The organism is Cedecea sp. (assembly GCF_036500665.1).
In the GTDB taxonomy this organism is placed as follows: Bacteria; Pseudomonadota; Gammaproteobacteria; order Enterobacterales; family Enterobacteriaceae; genus Cedecea.
Map to the genome: position 1 here is coordinate 20,563 of NZ_DASYBS010000009.1, position 24,410 is coordinate 44,972.

The 24,410-nt window shown below is 54.6% G+C and carries 18 protein-coding genes; 9 read left to right on the forward strand and 9 right to left on the reverse strand.

All coding sequences use genetic code 11. From position 1 onward, the window contains the following. Positions 1 to 113: 113 nt before the first annotated feature. The gene (locus tag VGM55_RS01015; RefSeq protein WP_154185018.1) at positions 114 to 1,013 is read right to left on the reverse strand and encodes a lysine exporter LysO family protein; all 900 of its coding nucleotides are present in this window, start codon (positions 1,011 to 1,013) and stop codon (positions 114 to 116) included. A 148-nt stretch (positions 1,014 to 1,161) separates the two neighbouring features. Then, on the reverse strand, positions 1,162 to 1,857 hold the full coding sequence (gene aqpZ, locus VGM55_RS01020; protein WP_061274212.1) for an aquaporin Z: 696 nt from the start codon (positions 1,855 to 1,857) through the stop codon (positions 1,162 to 1,164). Between the two features lie 412 nt (positions 1,858 to 2,269). Here aqpZ and VGM55_RS01025 point away from each other — a divergent pair, with 412 nt between their 5' ends. Further along, on the forward strand, positions 2,270 to 3,925 hold the full coding sequence (locus tag VGM55_RS01025) for an ATP-dependent endonuclease (RefSeq protein WP_331634316.1): 1,656 nt from the start codon (positions 2,270 to 2,272) through the stop codon (positions 3,923 to 3,925). A 19-nt stretch (positions 3,926 to 3,944) separates the two neighbouring features. On the opposite strand, the gene VGM55_RS01030 is transcribed toward VGM55_RS01025, so the two are convergent. Next, on the reverse strand, positions 3,945 to 4,892 hold the full coding sequence (locus tag VGM55_RS01030) for a VirK/YbjX family protein (RefSeq protein ID WP_331634318.1): 948 nt from the start codon (positions 4,890 to 4,892) through the stop codon (positions 3,945 to 3,947). 141 nt (positions 4,893 to 5,033) lie between these two features. On the opposite strand from VGM55_RS01030, the gene macA reads away from it, so the two are divergent. Continuing rightward, a complete protein-coding gene (gene macA, locus VGM55_RS01035; protein ID WP_154185015.1) occupies positions 5,034 to 6,149 on the forward strand; it encodes a macrolide transporter subunit MacA in 1,116 nt (371 codons plus the stop codon). Then, positions 6,146 to 8,092 carry a macrolide ABC transporter ATP-binding protein/permease MacB gene (gene macB / locus VGM55_RS01040; RefSeq protein WP_331634319.1) on the forward strand — a complete coding sequence of 649 codons (1,947 nt, stop codon included), beginning with the start codon at positions 6,146 to 6,148 and terminating at the stop codon, positions 8,090 to 8,092. Before macA ends, macB begins: the two co-directional genes overlap by 4 nt. Positions 8,093 to 8,170: 78 nt before the next feature. Here macB and cspD read toward each other — a convergent pair whose 3' ends face one another. Then, the gene (cspD, locus tag VGM55_RS01045; RefSeq protein ID WP_008461102.1) at positions 8,171 to 8,392 is read right to left on the reverse strand and encodes a cold shock-like protein CspD; all 222 of its coding nucleotides are present in this window, start codon (positions 8,390 to 8,392) and stop codon (positions 8,171 to 8,173) included. Positions 8,393 to 8,715: 323 nt separating this feature from the next. Here cspD and clpS point away from each other — a divergent pair, with 323 nt between their 5' ends. Together clpS and clpA are read left to right on the forward strand one after the other, a co-directional pair. Next, positions 8,716 to 9,036, forward strand: a complete 321-nt coding sequence (clpS, locus tag VGM55_RS01050) for an ATP-dependent Clp protease adapter ClpS (protein ID WP_008461103.1) — start codon at positions 8,716 to 8,718, stop codon at positions 9,034 to 9,036. 27 nt (positions 9,037 to 9,063) lie between these two features. Further along, the gene (gene clpA, locus VGM55_RS01055; protein WP_154185013.1) at positions 9,064 to 11,337 is read left to right on the forward strand and encodes an ATP-dependent Clp protease ATP-binding subunit ClpA; all 2,274 of its coding nucleotides are present in this window, start codon (positions 9,064 to 9,066) and stop codon (positions 11,335 to 11,337) included. A gap of 98 nt (positions 11,338 to 11,435) precedes the next feature. Here the strand turns inward: clpA and infA are convergent, their stop codons facing one another. From infA to trxB, 5 genes are all read right to left on the reverse strand, one after another. Further along, positions 11,436 to 11,654: a translation initiation factor IF-1 gene (infA, locus tag VGM55_RS01060; RefSeq protein ID WP_002211347.1), complete on the reverse strand. Its 219-nt coding sequence runs from the start codon at positions 11,652 to 11,654 to the stop codon at positions 11,436 to 11,438. 285 nt (positions 11,655 to 11,939) lie between these two features. Further along, positions 11,940 to 12,635, reverse strand: coding sequence for a leucyl/phenylalanyl-tRNA--protein transferase (gene aat, locus VGM55_RS01065; protein ID WP_331634320.1), 696 nt, complete (start codon positions 12,633 to 12,635; stop codon positions 11,940 to 11,942). Between the two features lie 188 nt (positions 12,636 to 12,823). Then, the gene (cydC, locus tag VGM55_RS01070) at positions 12,824 to 14,545 is read right to left on the reverse strand and encodes a heme ABC transporter ATP-binding protein/permease CydC (protein WP_331634321.1); all 1,722 of its coding nucleotides are present in this window, start codon (positions 14,543 to 14,545) and stop codon (positions 12,824 to 12,826) included. After that, positions 14,545 to 16,311 (reverse strand): heme ABC transporter permease/ATP-binding protein CydD, encoded by a 1,767-nt coding sequence (cydD, locus tag VGM55_RS01075; protein WP_331634322.1) that lies wholly within the window; start codon positions 16,309 to 16,311, stop codon positions 14,545 to 14,547. Before cydD ends, cydC begins: the two co-directional genes overlap by 1 nt. Before the next feature lie 113 nt (positions 16,312 to 16,424). After that, positions 16,425 to 17,393, reverse strand: a complete 969-nt coding sequence (gene trxB, locus VGM55_RS01080; protein WP_154185009.1) for a thioredoxin-disulfide reductase — start codon at positions 17,391 to 17,393, stop codon at positions 16,425 to 16,427. A gap of 493 nt (positions 17,394 to 17,886) precedes the next feature. On the opposite strand from trxB, the gene lrp reads away from it, so the two are divergent. The 4 genes from lrp to VGM55_RS01100 all read left to right on the forward strand — a co-directional run bounded on the left by lrp (position 17,887) and on the right by VGM55_RS01100 (position 24,348). Next, positions 17,887 to 18,381, forward strand: coding sequence for a leucine-responsive transcriptional regulator Lrp (gene lrp, locus VGM55_RS01085; protein WP_000228469.1), 495 nt, complete (start codon positions 17,887 to 17,889; stop codon positions 18,379 to 18,381). A gap of 121 nt (positions 18,382 to 18,502) precedes the next feature. Further along, positions 18,503 to 22,210 carry a DNA translocase FtsK 4TM domain-containing protein gene (locus VGM55_RS01090; protein ID WP_331634323.1) on the forward strand — a complete coding sequence of 1,236 codons (3,708 nt, stop codon included), beginning with the start codon at positions 18,503 to 18,505 and terminating at the stop codon, positions 22,208 to 22,210. Between the two features lie 174 nt (positions 22,211 to 22,384). After that, positions 22,385 to 22,996, forward strand: a complete 612-nt coding sequence (gene lolA / locus VGM55_RS01095) for an outer membrane lipoprotein chaperone LolA (RefSeq protein ID WP_154185007.1) — start codon at positions 22,385 to 22,387, stop codon at positions 22,994 to 22,996. Positions 22,997 to 23,004: 8 nt separating this feature from the next. Beyond that, positions 23,005 to 24,348: a replication-associated recombination protein A gene (locus VGM55_RS01100; RefSeq protein ID WP_331634325.1), complete on the forward strand. Its 1,344-nt coding sequence runs from the start codon at positions 23,005 to 23,007 to the stop codon at positions 24,346 to 24,348. Positions 24,349 to 24,410 lie beyond the last annotated feature (62 nt).

The window sequence follows — 24,410 nt, forward strand, 5'->3', positions numbered from 1 at the left end:
ACATGTTTAAGGTTAGGCCTCAGCAGAACAGGTTTAAAGGAATTTTTGGTGCAACTTAAAGGGAGATTGATATAGCGCAACTTTGGCGGCAGCAGGCTACCGCCAGAGAGGTATCAGGAAGCGAAGAAAGCCATCAGCAGCGGCGTCAGCAGGCTAAGAATAAAGCCGTGCACGATGGCGGCAGGCACAATCTCCACACCGCCGCTGCGCTGCAGAACCGGCAAGGTAAAGTCCATTGAGGTCGCGCCACAAAGGCCGAGGGCCGTCGAGCGGCTCCGGCGAACCAGGGCAGGGATCAGCATAATCGCCAGCAGTTCGCGCACCAGGTCATTAAAGAAGGTGGCGCTGCCGATAACCGGCCCGTAAGACTCGGTCATCAGGATCCCGGACAGCGAGTACCAGCCAAAACCGGAAGCCATGGCCAGGCCGGTCTTGAGCGGCAAACCGAGAATCATGGCGTTTATCACCCCGCCGGCCAGCGAGCTCAGGACGACCACGACGGCGACTATCATACCGCGACGGTTAAGGACGATTTGCTTAATGGTCATGCCGCTGTTACGCAGCTGAATTCCGACCAGCAGCAGCAGGAAGATAAGCGTGTATTCGCTTGCCTCTGTAGCATGTTTCAGCACCTCGAAACCGGTCAGCCCCAGCAGAAAGCCGAGGGCGACAACGCCACAAAGCTGAAGAGATTCCAGCGCCATTGCCAGGCGGGAAGGCAGCTTTTCCTGTTTATGCTGGTGCCGCCAGGGCAGAGAACGTTCCAGCAGCATAAGGCCCGCTGCGTTACACAGTAAAATCACAACTACGCTGATGACCGAGTAATGCAGGATGGTCAGCAGGTTGCTGGCGAGATTATCGAGAAACGCCAGGCTAATGCCCATCAGGAATAGAATCACGTAAACAATCCAGCTCAGCAGGCGGTTAATAAGCTTGAGCAGGTGAGTTTGTTTCAGTGGGATCAGGTAGCCGGCGATCAGCGGCACCAGGATAATGAGCAATCCTGACAGCATGGCAGGGACAGTCCTTGTAGGTAAAATGTTACGACGGCTGCCACACTACCGAAAGAAAGGAAACGAGTCGAGTAGAGACGAAGAAAAAGGTTTGCGCGGGAGAGGATGGGGAAGTGGCAGGCTCACCGAGGTAAGCCCGCATAACGATTTAGCTACGTTTTTCCAGCAGGGTACGGTAAATAATACCGCCCAGGATCCCGCCAATAATTGGCATGACCCAGAACAACCACAGCTGATCCAATGCCCAACCGCCCTGGAAAATAGCGACAGCGGTACTTCGTGCCGGGTTTACAGAAGTGTTGGTTACCGGAATACTAATTAAGTGAATTAACGTTAATGCCAGGCCAATGGCAATTGGGGCAAAGCCCGGTGCCGCGAATTTATCTGTTGCACCATGAATAACGATTAAGAAACCACAGGTTAATACGATTTCAATAACGATGGCTGACAGCATGGAATAGCCACCCGGTGAATGTTCACCGTAGCCGTTAGAGGCGAATCCACTGGCCGCTGCATCAAAGCCGGTTTTTCCGCTGGCAATTAAATAAAGAATACCCGCAGCGACAATGCCGCCAATAACCTGAGCAATTATGTAGCCAATCACTTCTTTAGCCGGGAAGCGGCCACCGGCCCACAGGCCAAGGGTGACGGCCGGGTTGAAGTGACCACCGGATATATGACCGACGGCAAATGCCATCGTTAACACCGTTAAACCGAAAGCTAATGCAACACCCACAAAACCAATACCCAATTCCGGAAATGCTGCTGCTAATACCGCGCTACCACAGCCACCAAATACCAGCCAGAATGTTCCAAAGAACTCTGCTGCTAATTTTCTAAACATAACCACCCCTACTAAAACCAGAAACAACTTACGGCTCACGCGCTAAATCACGCTAATCCGATTGTCGCTAATTCACCGTCACTAAGTGAATGACGAAAGTAATATTAAATGCGCGCTAATATTAGGTATTTCGCCAATTCGCCACCAGCACAATAAATTCCTGTTTTTTGATTTAGGGCAATGAGGTGTTATTCCTTTTATGGGGATAGGTGTCAGAAGTATAGAGTATCTTTGAATGAAGTAAGAATATTCTGGATAACAAAATTTTTTCACCCGTTGCTGCGAATTGATTGTGCGATGGCCAGAATGTTTTACCGCGTAACGCTTGACATTGCGTGGTTACATTGCTATCCCGCTTGCCGCTATACTCGAAAAGAGCGATGGAATTTAAAGTGAATGCACAGGGGGCAGCATGTTTCTCGAGCGGGTTGAAGTTGTAGGCTTTCGCGGTATTAACCGTTTGTCGTTAATGCTTGAGCAAAACAATGTGCTGATTGGCGAAAATGCCTGGGGTAAGTCGAGCCTGTTGGATGCCCTGACGCTGCTGCTTTCACCGCACCGCGAGTTGTACCACTTTGTTCGTGAAGATTTCTATTTTCCCCCTGGCGACATACACGGGCGTGAAAGTCACCTTCAGATTATCCTGACGTTTCGGGAAGCGGCGTCCGGCCACCATTTAGGGCGGCGATATCGGAATCTCTCCCCGGTATGGGTTGGCGGCAACGACGGCTTTCATCGCATCTATTACCGTCTGGAAGGCGAGCTGGGGGATGAGGGGACGGTACTCACGCTCCGCAGTTTTCTCAACGCTCACGGCCAGCCGCTGACGCTGGATAATATCGACGAAATGGCGATGCACATTACTCGCCTGACCCCTGTTCTGCGGCTTAGGGATGCCCGTTTTATGCGGCGGTTACGTAATGGCGGTATGCCCGAGATGCCGGAAACGGAGCTGACGGCGCGCCAGCTGGATTTTCTGGCGCGGGAGCTGGTCTCGAGACCACAAAACCTTACCGATGCGCAGCTACGGCAGGGGCTGTCGGCCATGGTGCAACTACTGGAACACTATTTTTCCGAACAGGGCGCGGTAGCCCATCAGCGCTTGATGCGGCGGCGTTCTCACGATGAGCAACGCAGCTGGCGTTACCTTGATGTTATCAACCGCATGATTGATAAACCGGGCAGCCGTTCGCACCGAATGATCCTGCTGGGGATGTTCTCTACGTTATTACAGGCGAAAGGCAGCGTGGCGCTTGACCGGGACGCCCGGCCACTTCTGCTGGTGGAAGATCCGGAAACTCGCCTGCACCCGATCATGCTGTCGGTTGCCTGGCACCTGTTGAATTTGCTGCCGCTGCAAAAAATCACGACCACGAATTCCGGTGAGCTACTCTCCCTTACGCCGGTAGAGCAGGTTTGCCGTCTGGTACGTGAGTCTTCCAGAGTTGCGGCGTGGCGACTAGGGCCTGGCGGCATGAACGCGGAAGACAGCCGACGAATTGCATTTCATATTCGTTTTAACCGTGCTTCTTCGCTGTTCTCCCGCTGCTGGCTGTTGGTGGAAGGCGAAACAGAAGTGTGGGTAATGAACGAACTGGCGCGACAGTGTGGGCATCATTTTGATGCTGAAGGGGTGAAGGTGATTGAGTTCGCTCAGTCTGGTTTGAAGCCGCTGATTAAGTTCGCCCGCCGCATGGGCATTGAGTGGCACGTGCTGGTGGACGGCGATGAGGCGGGGAAAAAATATGCGGCTACGGTACGCGGGTTACTGGATAACGATCGTGACCAGGAGCGCGATCATCTCACGGCGCTCCCTGCACTGGATATGGAACACTTTATGTATCGGCAGGGTTTTTCAGATGTGTTTCATCGTGTGGCCCAGATCCCCGAAAATGCACCGATGAATTTGCGCCGGGTTATCATCAAAGCCATTCATCGTTCGTCGAAGCCGGATTTAGCCATTGAGGTGGCGCTGGAGGCTGGACGCAGGGGCGTGGATGCGATTCCACCGTTGCTGCGTAAAATGTTTTCCCGGGTGCTGTGGCTGGCGCGTGGCCGGGCGGATTAGCACCCGGCGCAATGCCGTCTTAGAACTGGCTGTTGATGTTGCTCATCATGCCATCCAGAAGCTCATAGCGACGGCGGTATTCAGCACGTTTTTTACTTGCGATCTCTTCCAGCGGCTTACGTTCTACGCGAGACGGTAGGGCAAACAGGCCATCTGCCCGGAGCTCACCGCTCATCGACAGCCAGAAACTGTCATAGTCTGCGTGTAAACTGTCTTTTTTCTTCTTCTCGTAGCGCCATGAGCGGTAGATATGCGTGCTGTTGCTCACGGCCAGGATGCGCTCTGCGTCGAGCAGCTTCGCCAGTTCGCAGGCAACTTCAAGCAGCATGCGTTTCGGGAACAGGCCATGGCAGGCTTTTGTCGCCGCCTGAATCGCCTCATGCGGAACCCACGGTTTTGCACCCTGCAGGCAGCCAATGAACAGGGTGTTTTTGCCTTCGAACTGATTAAGGGTGAAGGTCATACGCGCCAGGGGAACGCCGTCTTCATTACAGAAGTTGAGGAACGCTTCGCCTTCTTTGCCTTCCAGGTCATGAGAGCTGAGGTCGATAAACATCAGTTCGTTATTTTTACCCACCAGCGTTGCCAGGCGATAGCCTTCGGCGGAGAAGTGCCCGTTAAGCAGTTTTTTCGGCATCTTCTCGGTAATTTTCTGGTAATGGTAACCAATGGCATCGCGCGTGTCCTTGCGGCTAAGCGGCAGTGCAAGGTAAGGGCGGTGCAGGCGGCACGGCAGCCCGGGCTGAGCGTTCAGCATGCTGTCGAGGTGCGGCTGGTTTGCGAGGCTATTCATCAGGCCGGCGGTATGCACAGGCATCACCATTGAGCGTAAAATAAACTTGCGGCGATAAGCCTTTTTGCCCCAGGATGCTCCCGGCTGCCACTCACCCGTTGCTAATGAAAGGAAGAGTTTCCAGCCAGTTTGAGGCAGGGTTTCGGTAACTTGCGCGGCAGCAATCTGGGACATAATTAAAACCTGAATTCGACTAAGATGGCGTTATTTCAGCACGCCGGACGTCAACCGATATTCAATCACTGTTACACTTCTTCACATTGTGCAGTTTGTTTAAGATTTGTTTAATCATGCGTTAGCTATTTCAGGATTTATATGAAACTTAAGGGAAAATTTAAAAAACGTTACTGGCTTTACGCGCTGTTTCTGGTGATATTTTTCCTCTGGCTTTGGCAGTTTTTGAATACTCCAACACCTCATTACCAGACGATGATTGTGCGTAAAGCTTCTCTCCAACAAAGCGTTCTGGCGACCGGAAAGCTCGATGCCGTGCGCAAAGTTGACGTGGGGGCGCAGGTGAGCGGGCAGCTAAAAACGCTGTCGGTGAACATTGGCGATAAAGTGAAAAAGGATCAGCTGCTGGGCGTTATCGATCCTGAGCAGGCAGAAAACCAGGTTAAAGAGGTGGAAGCCACCCTGATGGAACTGCACGCGCAGCGTCTGCAGTCCGTAGCGGAAAGTAAACTTGCAGCAGTCACGCTTTCTCGCCAGCAGTCGTTGGCGAAAACGCAGGCCGTGTCACGGCAGGATCTCGATAAAGCGGCAACCGATCTGGCGGTTAAGCAAGCGCAGACGGGCACGATTGATGCGCAGATCAAGCGTAATCAAGCTTCGCTAAGCACCGCAAAAACCAACCTTGAGTTTACCCGCATCGTCGCGCCGATGGCTGGCGAAGTGACGCAAATAACGACGCTACAGGGGCAAACCGTGATTGCCGCTCAGCAGGCACCGAATATTCTGACGCTTGCGGATTTAAGTACCATGCTGGTGAAGGCGCAGGTGTCCGAAGCTGATGTGATTCATCTCAAGCCGGGTCAGAAAGCTTGGTTTACCGTGCTGGGCGATCCGATGACCCGCTATGAAGGTGTACTGAAAGATATTCTGCCAACGCCGGACAAGGTCAATGAGGCCATCTTCTATAATGCCCGTTTTGAAGTGCCGAACCCGAAAGGTATTCTGCGTCTGGATATGACCGCGCAGGTGCATATTCAGCTGGGTGGCGTAAAAGATGTGCTGACCATTCCGCTGGCCGCGCTGGGCGAACCGATTGGTGATAATCGCTATAACATCACGGTGCTGCGCAATGGTGAAACCAAGGAACGTGAAATTACCATTGGCATGCGTAACGATACCCAGGTACAGGTCGTCAACGGGCTGGAAGAAGGCGAAGAGGTGGTGATCGGCCGCGCCAGCACCGGGAGCAGCAAATGACCGCGCTGCTTGAGCTAAAGGATATTCGTCGTAGCTATCCCTCCGGTGAAGAGCAGGTGGAGGTGCTGAAGGGCATCAGCCTGACGATCGAGGCCGGGGAAATGGTGGCGATCGTCGGGGCGTCAGGCTCCGGCAAGTCTACGCTAATGAACATTCTTGGCTGTCTGGATAAGCCAAGCAGCGGTAGCTACAAGGTGGCGGGCGTCGATGTTGCAAAGCTGGATAACGATGCGCTGGCCACCCTGCGACGTGAACATTTTGGCTTTATCTTCCAGCGTTACCATCTGCTTTCGCACCTGAATGCGTCGCAGAATGTGGAAGTTCCAGCCGTCTATGCCGGTACGACGCGTGCCCAACGGCAGCAGCGTGCGCACGAACTGCTGGAGCGTCTCGGGCTGAAAGAGCGGGTTGACTATCTTCCGTCTCAACTTTCGGGCGGGCAGCAGCAGCGCGTGAGTATCGCGCGTGCCTTGATGAACGGCGGGCAGGTTATTCTGGCTGATGAGCCAACCGGTGCGCTGGACAGCCATTCAGGTGAAGAGGTGATGGCAACCCTGAAGCAGCTTCGTGAGCGCGGCCATACGGTGATTATCGTGACCCACGATCCGGCGGTTGCGGCGCAGGCCCAGCGCATTATCGAAATTCGCGACGGCGAAATTATCAGCAATCCGCCCCCGGTTCAGCAATCTGCAGTGCGTGCGGTTGAAAATCAGGCACTGCGAAGTGGTTCGTCCGTTCAGCAGGTTATCAGCAGCTTCCGCGAGGCGCTCGGTATGGCGTGGTTGGCGATGGCTGCCAACATGATGCGCACGCTGCTGACCATGCTTGGCATTATTATTGGTATTGCCTCGGTGGTTTCCATCGTGGTGGTGGGCGATGCCGCAAAACAGATGGTGCTGGAGGATATTCGCTCTATCGGCACCAACACGATTGACGTTTATCCCGGTAAAGATTTTGGTGATGACGATCCGCAGTTCCAGCAAGCGCTGAAATATGACGATCTGTTGGCGATTCGCCAGCAGCCTTGGGTGAGTTCAGCGACGCCTTCCATCTCCAGCAATTTGCGCCTGCGCTACGGGAGCGTGGATGCTGCGGCCAGCGTCAACGGCGTCAGCGGTGACTATTTCGATGTTTACGGTATGACAATGAGCCAGGGAGCGAGCTTTAACGACGAGCAAATGAACGGCCGGGCACAGGTTGTGGTGTTGGATGCCAACAGTAAAAGGCAGCTGTTCCCGAACAAAAGCGACGTGGTGGGTGAGGTGGTGTTGGTCGGTAATATGCCGGCCACGGTAATTGGCGTGGCGGAAGAAAAACAGTCGATGTTCGGCAGTAGCAAAGTGCTGCGCGTCTGGCTGCCCTATAACACCATGGCCGGGAGAGTGATGGGACAAAGCTGGCTTAATTCCATTACTGTACGGGTGAAGGAGGGCTATGACAGCCATGAAGCGGAGCAGCAGCTCAATCGCCTGCTGTCGCTGCGCCATGCCAGAAAGGATTTTTTCACCTACAACATGGATGGGCTGTTGAAAACGGCGGAAAAGACCACACGTACGCTACAGATGTTCCTGACGCTGGTGGCGGTGATTTCTCTGTTGGTAGGCGGTATCGGGGTGATGAATATTATGCTGGTGTCGGTGACCGAGCGTACTAAAGAGATCGGTATCCGTATGGCGGTTGGCGCACGAGCGAGCGATGTGTTGCAGCAGTTTTTAATTGAGGCGGTGCTGGTCTGCCTGGTCGGTGGCGCGCTGGGAATATCTCTGTCGCTGTTCATTGCTTTTACGCTGCAGCTTGTGCTGCCTGGCTGGCAAATAGGTTTCTCGCCGGTTGCGCTGCTCACCGCGTTTGGCTGTTCAACCGCAACGGGTGTGCTGTTTGGCTGGCTGCCGGCAAGAAATGCGGCGCGATTAAACCCTATTGATGCGCTGGCACGTGAGTAATCTGAGCGGTTGGAAATAAAAATGCCAGCCTTACGGGCTGGCATTTTATCTGCGGGATGTACACAATTAACAGTGGAACTACGCGACCGCTTCCGCCTCGTGGGGAACGATCAGACTGGCATGGTTGCCTTTAGGTCCCTGATGTACATCAAACCTGACAAGCTGCCCGGCTTTTAACGTTCTGTATCCGTCCATCTGAATGGTGGAGTAGTGGGCGAAGATGTCTTCGCCGCCGCCTTCCGGGCAGATGAAACCGAACCCTTTGGCGTTATTGAACCATTTAACAGTACCCGTCTCCATGCTTCGACATCCTTCGTAAATCTTAATAATGAGATGGAATCAACCGGTGGGTAAGGGCGGGCTGTTCAAAACCTCGCCAACTCACCCCGCTACAATGTAGATATTTTATACACTGCGTCAAGCGCCTGGCGGGGCAACCAGGACAACAATGAGTCAAAAATTTGAAGCAGTTAACGCTATTGCTATTAATGTGATGTAGCTCGCTAACGGGAAAACGCAGCGGGATCGAATACGATGCAATACGTTTGCTAAAAGCGTATTACACTCAATATAAGGCTTTGCCTGACAGTGTGTTGGGCTTCAACAAACGATGATAAATCGCAATGGGTAAGACGAACGACTGGTTGGACTTTGACCAAATGGCGGCGGATAAACTGCGCGAAACGCTAAAACCGCCATCCATGTATAAAGTTATACTGATGAACGACGACTACACGCCAATGGAATTTGTTATTGACGTACTGCAAAAGTTCTTTTCTTATGATGTTGAACGTGCCACGCAATTGATGCTCACGGTTCACTATCAGGGTAAAGCTATCTGTGGCATCTTTACTGCAGAAGTAGCTGAAACCAAAGTGGCGTTGGTGAACCAGTATGCAAGGGAGAACGAGTACCCGTTGCTGTGTACGCTAGAAAAGGCCTGACCAGGCCGATAATTTGGGGAGGTGCCTATGCTCAATCAAGAACTGGAACTCAGTTTAAACATGGCTTTCGCCAGAGCGCGCGAGCACCGACATGAGTTTATGACCGTCGAGCATCTGTTACTGGCGTTGCTCAGTAACCCATCTGCCCGCGAAGCGCTGGAAGCGTGTTCTGTGGATATGGTGGCGCTGCGACAGGAACTCGAAGCCTTCATCGAACAAACCACACCGGTCCTGCCCGCAAACGTTGAGGAGCGCGACACGCAGCCGACGCTCAGCTTCCAGCGTGTGCTGCAGCGAGCGGTGTTCCATGTCCAATCCTCCGGGCGCAGCGAAGTGACCGGCGCCAACGTGCTGGTGGCCATTTTCAGCGAGCAGGAATCCCAGGCGGCCTATCTGCTGCGTAAACATGAAGTCAGCCGCCTTGACGTGGTGAACTTCATCTCTCACGGCACGCGTAAAGACGAACCGAATCAGTCATCGGGCTCTGAAAACCCGGTCAACGAAGAGCAAGCAGGCGGGGAGGAACGTATGGAAAACTTCACCACCAATCTTAATCAGCTTGCGCGCGTTGGCGGGATCGATCCGCTGATTGGCCGCGATAAAGAGCTTGAGCGTGCCATCCAGGTTCTGTGCCGTCGCCGCAAAAATAACCCTTTGCTGGTAGGCGAATCGGGCGTAGGTAAAACCGCCATTGCCGAAGGGCTGGCGTGGAGAATCGTGCAGGGAGACGTGCCGGAAGTGATGGCCGACTGCACCATTTACTCGCTGGACATTGGCTCGCTGCTGGCCGGAACCAAATACCGCGGTGATTTTGAAAAACGTTTCAAAGCGCTGCTCAAACAGCTCGAACAGGATCAAAACAGCATCCTGTTTATTGATGAAATCCACACCATCATCGGCGCTGGCGCGGCTTCGGGTGGCCAGGTGGATGCCGCTAACCTGATTAAGCCGCTGCTGTCCGGCGGGAAAATTCGCGTTATTGGTTCGACGACCTATCAGGAATTCAGCAATATCTTCGAAAAAGACCGCGCTCTGGCACGTCGCTTCCAGAAGATTGATATTACCGAGCCAAGCGTTGAAGAGACGGTGCAGATAATCAACGGCCTGAAGCCGAAATACGAAGCGCACCACGACGTACGTTATACCGCGAAGGCTATTCGTGCTGCGGTTGAGCTGGCGGTGAAATACATCAATGACCGACATCTGCCGGATAAGGCTATCGACGTGATTGATGAAGCGGGCGCGCGTAGCCGCCTGATGCCGGTCAGCAAGCGTAAGAAAACCGTTAACGTGGCGGACATCGAGACCGTGGTGGCGCGCATTGCCCGTATCCCGGAAAAAAGCGTCTCCGCCAGCGATCGTGATACGCTGAAAAGCCTGGGCGACCGCCTGAAAATGCTGGTGTTTGGCCAGGATAAAGCGATTGAAGCGCTGACCGAGGCTATCAAGATGAGCCGAGCCGGTCTGGGCCAGGATCATAAGCCTGTCGGGTCGTTCCTGTTTGCCGGGCCTACCGGCGTCGGTAAGACCGAGGTAACGGTTCAGCTGGCGAAGTCGCTTGGCATTGAGCTGCTGCGCTTTGATATGTCCGAATACATGGAACGCCATACCGTAAGCCGCCTGATTGGTGCGCCTCCGGGCTATGTCGGCTTCGATCAGGGCGGTCTGCTGACGGACGCGGTAATTAAACATCCGCATGCCGTTCTGCTGCTGGATGAAATCGAGAAAGCGCATCCGGATGTCTTTAACCTGCTGCTGCAGGTGATGGACAACGGGACGCTGACCGACAACAACGGGCGTAAGGCGGACTTCCGCAACGTGATTCTGGTGATGACCACCAACGCCGGGGTACGGGAAACTGAACGTAAGTCCATCGGGCTTATCCGTCAGGACAACAGCACCGACGCGATGGAAGAGATCAAAAAGATCTTTACGCCGGAGTTCCGTAACCGCCTCGACAACATTATCTGGTTCAACCATCTCTCTACCGAGGTGATTCATCAGGTGGTGGATAAATTTATCGTCGAGCTTCAGGTGCAGCTGGATCAGAAAGGTGTTTCGCTGGAAGTTAGCCAGGAAGCGCGTGACTGGCTGGCAGAGAAGGGCTATGACCGTGCGATGGGCGCTCGCCCAATGGCGCGTGTCATTCAGGACAGCCTGAAAAAACCGTTGGCTAACGAGCTGCTGTTCGGCAGCCTGGTGGACGGTGGGCAGGTGACCGTTGCGCTGGATAAAGACCAGCAGCAGCTAACCTACAATTTTGTCAGTGCGCAGAAGCACAAGCCGGAAGCGGCGCACTAGCGCCGTGCGACGAGTATAAAAAAGGCCGGGCATTGCCCGGCCTTTCTATTACGACTAACTCTCAACGCCGCCCATCTCAGGCCGCGGAATCGAAACTATCAACGGCTACGGAAGACAATGCGGCCTTTGCTCAGGTCGTACGGGGTCAGCTCAACGGTGACTTTGTCGCCCGTCAGAATGCGGATGTAGTTTTTGCGCATTTTACCGGAGATATGAGCGGTAACCACGTGCCCGTTTTCCAGCTCAACGCGGAACATGGTGTTAGGTAACGTATCAAGTACGGTACCCTGCATTTCAATATTGTCTTCTTTGGCCATCTAATCCTCTGGGGTATCACTACCGTAGTTTGAACCGGCAAGATAATGCCGAAGTTCGCTTATCATGTAAAGAATTGTTGGTGAAATCACCAGTGAAAGTGCATTTTGCTTATTACCCGCCGGTTAACAGTTTGCCGCATAGCAACGTCTGCGATGAAGAACGCAAGGAGATAAATGAGAGGGTATTCCCTTAAACAATAAATCCCAGACAATGGCGGGGTAGCAGGCAAAAGCCACTTAGCGGCGCTAATTATAACACCCTCACATAAAATATGTTGTTAAACATTATTGCTCCAGCGTCTGTGGAACCCAGCAGTGAGAGCCTAAATGCTGTGGACGAAGCTCCGCTAATGCATGGAGATAATCCCGGCGGGGAATTTCAATCACGCCCAGCGAAGCCGTGTGCTCATTAAGCACCTGGCAGTCGATCAATTTACCGCCGTGGCGAATAAAGTGTTGGCAGAAAACTAACAGCGCCGTTTTCGAGGCATTAACTTGCCGGCTGAACATGGATTCACCGCAAAACAGCGCGCCCTGCGCGACGCCATACATGCCGCCAACCAACTCTTCTCTGTCCCACACTTCAATGGAATGGGCGTGGCCTAATTCATGCAGACGTAAATAGGCTTCCACAATTTCTGCTGTTATCCATGTCCCTTCATTCCGGTCGCTCGCGCAGCCGTATAGCACGCGCTCAAAGGCATGGTTTAACGTAACGGTATAAGGCGAAGTACGGTGAAAGCGCTTCATGCTACGGCTAAGGTGAAACTGCTCCGGATATAGCACGGCGCGGGGATCAGGGGACCACCACAGAATAGGGTCCCCGGGAGAAAACCACGGGAAAATGCCGCGTTGATAGGCCATCAGCAGGCGAGCAGGGCCAAGGTCGCCGCCAAGCGCCAGTAACCCATTGGGTTCACGTAACGCCCCTTCCGGCGACGGAAAGGCAATCGAGTCACGAGAAAGCTGCACCAGGCGCATGACGACCAACACTCCAGAGCAATAGAGCAATAATAAATTGATAAACCCGTCATACTTTAAGCTGCAGGTGCGTTGGCTGCACCCGCGCACCCCAGTCACATAGTTGGCTATGCTTCTGGAGATTCCCGGTCTTGTCGCCTTTCTGCAACTCGAATTATTTAGGGTTATATATAGTCTATCAGGAACGCCTACAGGCGCTGGCGAAATTGATAATAACGTCCGCCGGACGCCATCAATTCGGCGTGATTACCTTGCTCAATTATTTGCCCATTGTCCATCACAATTATGCTGTCGAAAGCGTTCAAACCGCGCAGGCGGTGGGTGACCATTAAAACGGTTTTGTTCTTGGTTACTTCTTCCATTAAATCAAGTATTTGCTTTTCCGTTGCGGCATCAAGACCTTCGGTGGGTTCGTCCAGCAGCATCAGCGGCGCGTTATGCAGTATCGCTCGCGCAATGGCAAGGCGACGGAGCTCACCGCCGGACAGTTGGCGGCCACCTTCCCCCAGCCAGTTATTCAGCCCGCTATCCTCCAGCAGCTTCTCTAGCCCAACCTGAACCAGTGCGGCGCTGAGCTGTTCATCATTTGCCTGAGGGGATGCCAGCAGCAGGTTATCGCGTAGCGTTGCGCTGAAAAGATGTACACGCTGCGGTACGACACTGGTTGCCTTGCGTAGCGTCGCTTCATCAAACGCGCTGAGGGCGATGCCGTTAAGCTGGATCTCACCCTGCTGTGCATCCCATGCGCGGGTAAGCAATTGCAGCAGCGTGGATTTGCCGCAGCCAGTTTTGCCGAGGATGGCGATGCGTTGTCCCGCTTTGACGGACAACGCGATATCTTTCAGCGCTGGCTGGCTTTGCCCTGGGTAGGTAAAGCTGATTCCGCGAATCTCGAGAGCCGCCTGCTGTTGCTCGGGCAGCGTGGTCTCAGGGAAAGTCACGTCCGGAGCCTGGCTGGTGATTTGCGTTACCCGTAGCGCAGAGGCAATAACCTGGCCGAGATGCTGGAAGGCGCCGGTAACCGGAGCCATTGCCTCGAAGGCTGCCAGCGCACAAAACACGAACAGGGCAATCAGCGCGCCGGGAGACTGGCTTTCGCCGACGCCGGCTGACGCCATCCACAGCATAGCCAGCACGGCAATACCGCTGATGAGCAGCATCACGGCCTGCGACAGGGCAGTTAATCCGGCCTGCCGACGTTGAGCCTCCTGCCAGCTGTTTTCCGTAGCATCTAACTGTTCGCGCGCGCGCGTTGCTGCGCCGAAAATAGTGAGCTCTGCGTGGCCCTGAAGCCATGCGGTCAACCGTTGGCGATAGTTACCGCGCTGGACGGTCAAGGCTTCGCCGGTTGGCTGACCGGCACGGTAAAACAGCGGCGGCAGCAATAACAGGGTAGCGAGCAAAATCCCGCCGAGCGTTAACGCCAGGGTTGTATCAAGAAAACTCAGGCCAAAAGTCACCACCACGATGACGACAAAAGCACCGACGAGCGGTGAAATAACCCGTAAATAAAGGTGATCCAGCGTATCGACATCCGCCACCACGCGGTTTAACAATTCTCCCTGGCGGAAGCGCGCCAGCCCGGCAGGGGAGAGCGGCAGCAGCTTGCTGAAGGTTGAAACACGTAAATGCTGCAGTACGCGGAAGGTGGCATCGTGGCTGACCAGACGCTCAAAATAGCGGCCTGCGGTACGGGTGATAGCAGCGCCACGAACGCCTGCGGCAGGCAGCATATAGTTAAAGCTGTAGAGTCCGGCAACGCCAACCACGGCAGAGGCAGACAGGAACCAGCCTGACAGCGTTAACAAACCAATACTGGCAAGAAGCGTCACAATCGCCAGCACAATGCCTAAAGACAATAACCATTTATGGCGACGGTAAAGCGCCAGATAAGGCAGCAGGGCGCGCATTAAATCTCCTCCTGGCGGCTGGCCAGTAACGCAGCAAAGGGCCCATCTTCAACCGATAGCTGTGCAAAGTTTCCTTGCTGAACAATCTGCCCGTTACGCATAACCCAAATTTGGTCCCAATCGCTGATGTAGTCCAGTTGGTGGGTCACCATCAGGGTAGTTTGCTGGCGCGATGCCTCAGTAAGGGCCTCCATCACGCGCTGTTCGCTATGAGCATCAAGGCTTGCGGCTGGCTCATCCAGCAGTAGGACCCCACAAGGCGCAAGCAGCGCTCGTGCAACGGCGACTCGCTGAGCCTGACCGACAGATAAACGTATGGACTGGTCGCCTGGTGAGGTATCGATGCCTTCAGGCAGCAGCGACAAAAATTCGGTCACTGAGGCTTTCTCAAGCGCGTATCGCAGGCTGGCTTCGTCGGCATCAGGTGAGCCTAATAAAACGTTGTCACGCAGCGTGGCGGCCGGTAGCTGAGGATTTTGCCCAACCCAGCTTAGCTGTTCGCGCCACCACTCCGGTGACAGCTTCGCCATTTCCACACCGTTAATCAGCAGCTGCCCCTGATAAGGCAGGAAGCCTGAAATGACATTGAGCAGGGAGCTTTTGCCCGCGCCGCTTTGCCCAACCACGACGACGCGCTGGCCGGCAGGAAGCGTAAAGTTAAGCGGCCCGGCAAGGACTTTCCCTTCGGTAGAAAGGATAGTCATCTCACGAGCTTCAATGGCAAATGGCCCGCTGCCGGAAAGCTGCGCGGTACCCTGTTCCGGATGCTGCAGAGGAGAGTCGAGGAAGGTCATCAGCGTATCTGCGGCACCCACGGCCTGGGCTTTGGCGTGATAGAAGGTCCCCATATCCCGCAGCGGCTGGAAAAATTCTGGTGCAAGGATCAACGCCAGGAAGCCTGCAAATAGCGTCACGCCGGTGCCATAATGGCCAAAATTAAGTTCGCCGAGATAAGAGAAGCCGAAATAGACGGCCACCACGGCGATAGATAAAGACGCGAAGAACTCAAGCACGCCGGAAGAAAGAAACGCCATGCGCAGCACTTCCATAGTGCGCTGACGGAAGTCCTGGCTTGCTGCACGAATGTTTTCGGTCTCTGCCGCACCGCGGTTAAAGACGCGCAATGTCTCCATGCCCCGTAGGCGGTCCAGGAAGTGGCCGCTGAGCCGCGCCAGCGCCTGGAAATTTCGGCGGTTAGCATCGGCTGCACCCATGCCGACCAGTGCCATAAAGAGTGGGATCAGCGGGGCTGTCCCCAGCAATATCAGCGCCGCCGCCCAGTTGATAGGGAAGATAGCGATGATAATCAGCAGGGGGACCATGACGGCCAGAGACATCTGTGGCAGATAACGCGCGTAATAGTCGTGCATGTCTTCAATCTGCTCGAGGACTAGCGTCGCCCAGCTGCCAACGGGTTTGCCCTGAATCCAGGCTGGTCCGGCCTGATGCAGCCTGTCGAGCACCTGGCGGCGAATCTCCTGGCGGATATGCAGCCCGGCATGAAAACCAACTTTCTCCCGCAGCCAGACAATCCATGCGCGCAGAACAAATACCAGAATCAGTAAAATAAACGGCATGAGCAGCGCTTCACGCGGAATATTTTCCATAATCATGTGCTGGAGAATGCGGGCCAGCAGCCAGGCCTGGGCAACAATCAGTAAACCACTGATCAAACCGAGCAGGCGTGACAGGCCAAGCCAACGGCGAGAGATAAGACTTTGCTGCTTTAGCCAGAGGCTAAGTTCTTGCTGACGGGTTTTATTCATCGCGTGCCAGATGCTGGTAGAAGAAGGAATTCTCAGGCAATTTTGACAGGCAATGTTACATGGCAGAAACAAGAAAGGCGACCAGCAAGGCCGCCTTTTTTAACATCTTTAATTTATTTACACTGTTCGGCCAGGCCGTCGAGATAACGCTCGGCGTCCAGCGCGGCCATACAGCCAGTGCCAGCGGAAGTGATGGCCTGGCGATAGATATGATCCATCACGTCGCCAGCGGCAAAGACGCCAGGGATGCTGGTTTGCGTTGCGTTGCCGTGAATACCGGACTGCACCTTGATGTAGCCGTTCTCCAGCGCCAGCTGACCGTTGAAAATCGCGGTGTTCGGGCTGTGGCCGATGGCCACAAACAGGCCGGCAACTTCCAGCTCTTCGGTAATGTCGGTGTTTTGTGTATCGCGCAGGCGAAGACCGCTGACGCCCATCTGATCGCCGGTCACTTCTTCAAGCGTACGATGGGTGTGCAGCACGATGTTGCCATTCTGCACTTTATCCATCAGGCGGTTAATCAGGATTTTTTCTGCACGGAAGCTGTCGCGGCGGTGGATCAGATGCACTTCCGAAGCGATGTTCGCCAGGTACAGTGCTTCTTCAACCGCGGTGTTACCGCCGCCGATGACCGCAACCTTCTGGTTGCGATAGAAGAAACCATCGCAGGTGGCGCAGGCAGAAACGCCGCGGCCTTTAAACGCCTCTTCAGAAGGCAGTCCCAGGTAACGCGCAGAGGCACCGGTCGCGATAATCAGCGCATCACAGGTGTACTCGCCGCTGTCACCCACCAGGCGGAACGGACGGTTCTGCAAATCGACGCTGGTGATGTGGTCGAAGAGAATTTCGGTTTCGAACTTGGCCGCATGCTCGTGCATGCGTTCCATCAGTAATGGACCGGTCAGGTCGTTAGGATCGCCAGGCCAGTTTTCGACTTCGGTAGTGGTGGTCAGCTGACCGCCTTTTTCCATACCGGTAATTAAGACCGGTTTTAAGTTGGCGCGTGCAGCATAGACCGCTGCGGTGTAGCCCGCAGGGCCGGAGCCAAGAATAAGCAGCTTACTGTGTTTAGCTGTGCCCATGAGATCCTCATTGAACGTTTACAGACAATGAGGCTGATTGTAGGGAATTCGTTGCATTAAAAAAAGGGCGCTGCAATGTTGTTAACGATGTGTGCCATCGTTGCTGCCTATAAGCCCCATGAATATCACCAGCTATATGCATAAATAATCATTGTAATAGAGTGGTAATCACGGGGCGAAAATGATGAATAATCATCAGCCAATAGGAATATCTGGCACGTTCCACTAAAAATAGATGTTTTGCTTTGACAATCCCCTAAGCATTTGCGAAAACATTCGAGGAAGAAAAACATTTGGTGATGTGGAAGCCGCGTGCTCTCGCGCAAACCTGATGCAAATTTACCGAGTTATTGAAATTTACGCATGACGTGGACAGACGCTATGCGTGATGTCGATAGCAGCCGAAAGGCATCGGTCTTCTCACGTACACTCTGAACATTGACGTTACCAGGGTTATGGCAGGTGAAGGAAGGAATAGAGAGAGACAATAATAATGGTAGATAGCAAGAAGCGCCCGGGCAAAGATCTCGACCGTATCGATCGTAATATTCTCAACGAATTGCAAAAAGATGGGCGCATTTCTAACGTTGAGCTTTCCAAGCGTGTTGGGCTTTCACCGACGCCGTGCCTTGAGCGCGTACGTCGTCTTGAACGTCAGGGTTTTATTCAGGGCTATACGGCGCTGTTAAACCCGCATTATCTGGATGCCTCGCTGCTGGTGTTTGTTGAGATTACTCTGAATCGTGGCGCCCCGGATGTGTTTGAGCAATTTAACGCCGCAGTACAAAAACTTGAAGAAATTCAAGAGTGTCATCTCGTATCCGGTGATTTCGACTACCTGTTGAAAACACGCGTACCGGATATGTCGGCGTACCGTAAACTCTTAGGCGAGACCCTGCTGCGTCTGCCGGGCGTTAACGACACCCGTACTTATGTGGTCATGGAAGAGGTCAAACAGAGTAACCGTTTGGTCATTAAGACCCGTTAATACGGGCCAGGTGCAAAATTGGCGTATTTTGGTTACACTCCTGGGAATCCATACAGCAACAGCTCCGGCAAGCCGCCGGTGCTGTTGTCTCCATAGAGTTTAAGGACCTGGAGAGCCTTTCTTGAGCCAGGAATATACCGAAGATAAAGAAGTAACATTGCGGAAACTAAGCAGCGGGCGCCGTTTACTCGAGGCGTTGCTGATTCTTGTTGCCTTATTTGCCATCTATTTGATGGTTGCCTTGTTAAGTTTTAACCCATCAGACCCTAGCTGGTCTCAAACTGCGTGGCATGAACCTATCCATAATTTGGGGGGGACGCCGGGAGCGTGGTTTGCGGATACGCTGTTCTTCATTTTTGGCGTCATGGCCTACACCATTCCGGTGATCATTATCGGCGGCTGTTGGTTTACCTGGCGCCAGCGCGACAGTGAAGAGTTCATCGATTATTTTGCCGTTTCGCTACGCCTTATTGGCGTTCTTGCTATGGTGCTGACCTCATGCGGGCTGGCGGCCATCAATGCGGATGATATTTGGTACTTCGCCTCAGGCGGCGTGCTGGGCAGCTTGCTGAGTACCGCCATGATGCCGTTGCTCAACAGCAGCGGGGGCACGATTGCGCTGCTCTGCGTTTGGGCCGCTGGCCTCACGCTGTTTACCGGTTGGTCATGGGTCAGTATCGCTGAGAAGCTCGGTAGCGCGGTGCTCACGGTCCTGACTTTTGCCAGCAACCGGACGCGCCGGGATAACACCTGGCAGGATGAGGACGAGTACGAAGAAGAGCATCATGAAGACGAACAGCAGCACGTTTCTACCGAGAAGCGTGAATCCCGTCGGGCGCGTATTTTACGCGGTGCGCTTGCACGTAAGCAGCGCCTGTCGCAGAAGTTTGCTAATCCTAACGGCCGCAAAACAGATGCAGCATTGTTCTCCGGTAAGCGAATGGATGATGCTGAAGACGACGTATTGTTCAGCGCGCGCGGTGTAGAGACCGATCCGAACGACGTGCTGTTCTCGGGTCATAAGGCGACATTACCGGAAGAGCAGGAGTACGATCCGCTGTTCAGCGGGCACTCCGCCGTTGAACCGGTTGCCGCCGCTGTTGCAGCGACGACGGCTAATCAACCCTGGGCGGCGCCAGTGCCGCCGGTTGCTCCTATGCCTTCGGTCTCGACGCCAGCTCCGCTTGCCGAAGCTGAGCCTGCTGCGCCCGCGATAGCCTGGGAACCCGCACCGACTACCGTCACGCCGGAACCGGTGATTGCCCCTTCTCCTGAGCATTACACGTCGCCACATCCGGCAAGCGTTCAGCAGCAGATTCCGCATGAAAGTAGCCATCATTGGTCCGAACCGGTTGTGCCGGAAGTTGAACCCGTCATTGACGCTCAGCCAGAACCGCCAGAAGAAGTAAAATACGTGCGTCCACCGATGTACCACTTTGAAGAAGTGGAACAGAAGCGTGCCCGCGAACGTGAACAGCTGGCAGCATGGTATCAGCCCGTTAATGAGCCGAAGCCCGACCCCTATAACTATGCGCCTGTAAAACCAGTGACGCCGGAGTCGATTGAACCAACTGCAGCACCGGTTGCAGCGCCGTTGACGTCGCCAGAAATACCTGCGGCGGACGTGACGCAAACTGCATCGGGTATGCAACAGGCAGCAAAAGCGGTGGCTGGGGCGGCGGCATTTTCACCGGTATTCAGCATCGCCAGTGATGCGCCACGTCCTCAGGTAAAAGAGGGGATTGGTCCGCAGCTGCCGCGTCCTAACCGGGTGCGGGTGCCGACTCGCCGTGAACTGGCTTCCTACGGGATAAAACTGCCTTCTCAGCGTATGGCCGAAGAGCAGGCCAGGCTGGCGGAGAGTCAGCTGCCTGACGACGATTACGGCGATGATAACGATGCGCTGCAGCAGCATGAGCTGGCCCGCCAGTTTGCCGCCCAGCAACAACAGCGCTATGGCGAAGAGTACGAAGACGAAAGCTGGTCGGAAGAAGAGCAGGCAGAGGCGGAAGAAGTCGAGCTTGCGCGTCAGTTTGCTGCGCAGCAGCAGCGCTACGCCGCTCGGCCACAGCAAAATACCGCGCCGTTCTCGCTGGATGATTTTGATTTCCAGTCATCGCTAAAAGAACTGGTTGAGGACAGCCCGAGCGAACCACTGTTCACGCCGAGCTTTGAGCCTGCGCCGCAGCCGACGCAAAATAGCCAACATGTTGCTCAGCCTGCACAGTATGCTCAAGTTCCCCAACCCCAGCCCGTGGCCCCACCGGCAGCACCTGAGCCAAAAGAGAGCCTGATTCACCCGTTCCTGATGCGTAACGGCGACGATCGCCCGCTTCAGAAACCTACCACGCCGCTGCCGTCACTGGATCTGCTGACGTCGCCTCCAACCGAGGTTGAGCCGGTAGATACCTTTGCGATGGAGCAGATGGCGCGACTGGTGGAAGCACGCCTGGCGGACTACCGTATTAAAGCGGACGTAGTGGATTACTCTCCGGGTCCGGTCATCACACGTTTCGAGTTGGATCTGGCGCCTGGCGTGAAGGCTGCACGTATTTCGAACCTTTCCCGTGACCTGGCGCGTTCTCTGTCGACCGTAGCCGTCCGCGTGGTTGAGGTCATTCCGGGCAAACCTTACGTCGGCCTTGAGCTGCCAAATAAGAAACGCCAGACCGTTTACCTGCGTGAAGTCCTCGACTGCGCTAAATTCCGCGACAACGGCTCGCCGTTGACCGTGGTTCTGGGTAAAGACATCGGCGGCGAGCCGGTGGTTGCCGATCTGGCGAAGATGCCTCACCTGCTGGTGGCGGGTACGACGGGTTCCGGTAAGTCGGTTGGTGTTAACGCCATGATCATCAGCATGCTATATAAGGCGACGCCGGAAGAAGTTCGCTTCATCATGATTGACCCGAAAATGCTTGAGCTGTCGGTGTACGAAGGGATCCCGCATCTGCTGACCGAAGTGGTGACGGACATGAAGGATGCCGCGAATGCCCTGCGCTGGAGCGTGAACGAGATGGAGCGCCGCTATAAGCTGATGTCCGCGCTTGGCGTGCGTAACCTTGCGGGTTACAACGAGCGTGTGCTGGAAGCTGAACGTATGGGCCGTCCGATCCCGGATCCTTTCTGGAAACCGGGTGACAGCATGGATGCCACGCATCCGATGCTGGAAAAACTGCCGTATATCGTGGTGCTGGTGGATGAGTTTGCCGACTTGATGATGACGGTGGGCAAAAAAGTTGAAGAGCTGATTGCTCGTCTCGCACAGAAAGCACGTGCGGCCGGTATTCACCTCGTTCTGGCAACGCAGCGCCCATCGGTTGATGTCATTACCGGCCTGATTAAAGCCAATATCCCAACCCGTATCGCGTTTACGGTGTCGAGTAAAATTGACTCGCGTACCATCCTTGACCAGGGCGGTGCGGAATCACTGCTCGGTATGGGGGATATGCTTTATTCTGCGCCGAACTCCACGACGCCGATTCGCGTGCACGGTGCCTTTGTTCGCGATGAAGAAGTTCATGCCGTGGTTCAGGACTGGAAAGCGCGTGGTCGCCCGCAATACATTACCGGTATTACCGATGATGAAGGCAGCGGCGACGGCAGCGGCGGTGGAATGGATGGAGATGAAGAGCTTGATCCGCTGTTCGACCAGGCGGTCGCTTTTGTGGTTGAGAAACGTAAAGCGTCCATCTCCGGCGTGCAGCGCCAGTTCCGCATCGGCTATAACCGTGCGGCGAGGATTGTTGAGCAGATGGAAGCCCAGGGGATCGTCAGTCCGCAGGGACATAATGGTAACCGTGAAGTCCTCGCGCCACCGCAGTTTGAGTGAATGGGCTGGCGCCTCATCGTTAAATGAAAAAGAGCCGCACACGCGGCTCTTTTTGCAAAGATGGGTAAATTACCGGAAAATCAGCTTATTCTTCTGTTGCGGGAGTCAGAGACTCCTCTACAGTGAGCAGCAGAGCGCCATCGTCAGGTGGTCAATGAATCCAGAGGGAAAATAATGAAAAAAGTCGTAATTGCCTGTGCGCTGTTAACCGCAATGACCGCGACCGGAGCCTGGGCTGACGCCGCCGGTGATCTGCAGGGTCGCCTTGATAAAGTCGGGAGCTTCCACGCCAGCTTCACGCAAAAAGTCACTGACGGCAGCGGTGCGGCGGTGCAGGAAGGGCAGGGGGACCTGTGGGTTAAACGCCCTAATCTGTTTAACTGGCATATGACTCAGCCGGATGAAAGTATTCTGGTTTCCGACGGTAAAAGTCTGTGGTTCTACAACCCATTTGTTGAGCAGGTCACGGCGACGTGGCTGAAAGATGCCACCAGCAATACGCCGTTTATGCTGATTGCACGTAACCAATCCAGCGACTGGAAACAGTACAATATCAAGCAAAGCGGCGATGACTTTGTGCTGACGCCAAAAAGCAGCTCGGGTAACCTGAAGCAGTTCACCATTAACGTGGGCCGCGATGGCACAATCCACCAGTTCAGCGCGGTGGAACAGGACGACCAGCGTAGCAGCTATACTTTGAAGGCTCAGCAAAACGGTGCCGTGGATGCCGGTAAGTTTACGTTCACCCCGCCAAAAGGCGTCACGGTGGACGACCAACGTAAATAGAGGCTTGAGTGAGCAATCTGTCGCTCGATTTTTCAGATAATACCTTCCAGCCGCTGGCCGCGCGTATGCGGCCAGAAAATCTGGCGCAGTACATCGGGCAGCAGCATCTTCTGGCTGCCGGAAAACCGCTGCCCCGGGCCATTGAAGCAGGCCATCTGCATTCCATGATCCTCTGGGGGCCGCCGGGAACCGGCAAAACGACCCTGGCCGAAGTGATCGCCCGCTATGCCAACGCGGACGTCGAGCGTATTTCCGCGGTGACCTCAGGTGTAAAAGAGATCCGCGAAGCCATCGAGCGCGCGCGGCAAAACCGCAATGCAGGACGGCGTACCATCCTGTTTGTGGACGAAGTTCATCGCTTCAACAAAAGCCAGCAGGATGCCTTCCTGCCGCACATTGAAGACGGCACCATCACCTTTATTGGCGCTACAACCGAAAACCCTTCATTTGAACTGAACTCGGCGCTGCTTTCCCGTGCTCGCGTTTACCTGTTGAAATCACTGACCGTTGTGGATATCGAGCAGGTGCTCGATCAGGCGATGAGTGATAAAGATCGGGGCTACGGTGGGCAAAATATTATGTTGCCGGACGAGACGCGAAAAGCGATTGCCGAACTGGTGAATGGTGATGCGCGTCGGGCGCTGAATACGCTGGAAATGATGGCGGACATGGCCGAGACAGACGCCAGCGGAAATCGTGTTTTGCAGACCCAACTTTTGACGGAGATTGCCGGCGAACGCAGCGCTCGCTTTGATAATAAAGGCGACCGTTTTTATGACCTTATTTCGGCGGTGCATAAATCTATTCGTGGCTCCTCGCCAGACGCCGCCCTTTACTGGTACGCACGCATTATTAGCGCAGGCGGTGACCCACTTTACGTCGCACGGCGCCTGCTGGCTATCGCGTCTGAAGACGTCGGCAATGCTGACCCAAGAGGGATGCAGGTGGCGATTGCCGCATGGGATTGCTTTACCCGCGTTGGGCCAGCAGAAGGGGAGAGAGCCATTGCTCAGGCGATCGTTTATCTTGCCTGTGCCCCGAAAAGCAACGCTGTCTACACCGCATTCAAAGCCGCAATGGCGGATGCGCGTGAGCGCCCGGATTATGACGTTCCCGTTCATCTGCGCAATGCCCCAACGAAGCTGATGAAAGAAATGGGCTATGGCCAGGAATACCGTTACGCTCACGATGAGCCCAACGCCTACGCAGCCGGGGAAGAGTACTTTCCGCCTGAAATGGCACAAACTCGCTACTACCGGCCGACCAGCAGAGGCCTGGAAGGCAAGATTGGCGAAAAGCTAGCCTGGCTTACCGAGCAGGATCAGAAAAGCCCCACAAAACGCTACCGCTAATGCAGGCGTTGCGGTAAGGTTAGCAAGACTATCAAAGCGGCCGCAGGCTGTGGCCGCACTTC

Bases quoted from the DNA above. Each gene is read 5' to 3' on its own strand.
- VGM55_RS01015 (WP_154185018.1), bottom strand. From the start codon at position 1,013: ATGCTGTCAGGATTGCTCATTATCCTGGTGCCGCTGATCGCCGGCTAC.
- aqpZ (WP_061274212.1), bottom strand. From the start codon at position 1,857: ATGTTTAGAAAATTAGCAGCAGAGTTCTTTGGAACATTCTGGCTGGTA.
- VGM55_RS01025 (WP_331634316.1), top strand. From the start codon at position 2,270: ATGTTTCTCGAGCGGGTTGAAGTTGTAGGCTTTCGCGGTATTAACCGT.
- VGM55_RS01030 (WP_331634318.1), bottom strand. From the start codon at position 4,892: ATGTCCCAGATTGCTGCCGCGCAAGTTACCGAAACCCTGCCTCAAACT.
- macA (WP_154185015.1), top strand. From the start codon at position 5,034: ATGAAACTTAAGGGAAAATTTAAAAAACGTTACTGGCTTTACGCGCTG.
- macB (WP_331634319.1), top strand. From the start codon at position 6,146: ATGACCGCGCTGCTTGAGCTAAAGGATATTCGTCGTAGCTATCCCTCC.
- cspD (WP_008461102.1), bottom strand. From the start codon at position 8,392: ATGGAGACGGGTACTGTTAAATGGTTCAATAACGCCAAAGGGTTCGGT.
- clpS (WP_008461103.1), top strand. From the start codon at position 8,716: ATGGGTAAGACGAACGACTGGTTGGACTTTGACCAAATGGCGGCGGAT.
- clpA (WP_154185013.1), top strand. From the start codon at position 9,064: ATGCTCAATCAAGAACTGGAACTCAGTTTAAACATGGCTTTCGCCAGA.
- infA (WP_002211347.1), bottom strand. From the start codon at position 11,654: ATGGCCAAAGAAGACAATATTGAAATGCAGGGTACCGTACTTGATACG.
- aat (WP_331634320.1), bottom strand. From the start codon at position 12,635: ATGCGCCTGGTGCAGCTTTCTCGTGACTCGATTGCCTTTCCGTCGCCG.
- cydC (WP_331634321.1), bottom strand. From the start codon at position 14,545: ATGCGCGCCCTGCTGCCTTATCTGGCGCTTTACCGTCGCCATAAATGG.
- cydD (WP_331634322.1), bottom strand. From the start codon at position 16,311: ATGAATAAAACCCGTCAGCAAGAACTTAGCCTCTGGCTAAAGCAGCAA.
- trxB (WP_154185009.1), bottom strand. From the start codon at position 17,393: ATGGGCACAGCTAAACACAGTAAGCTGCTTATTCTTGGCTCCGGCCCT.
- lrp (WP_000228469.1), top strand. From the start codon at position 17,887: ATGGTAGATAGCAAGAAGCGCCCGGGCAAAGATCTCGACCGTATCGAT.
- lolA (WP_154185007.1), top strand. From the start codon at position 22,385: ATGAAAAAAGTCGTAATTGCCTGTGCGCTGTTAACCGCAATGACCGCG.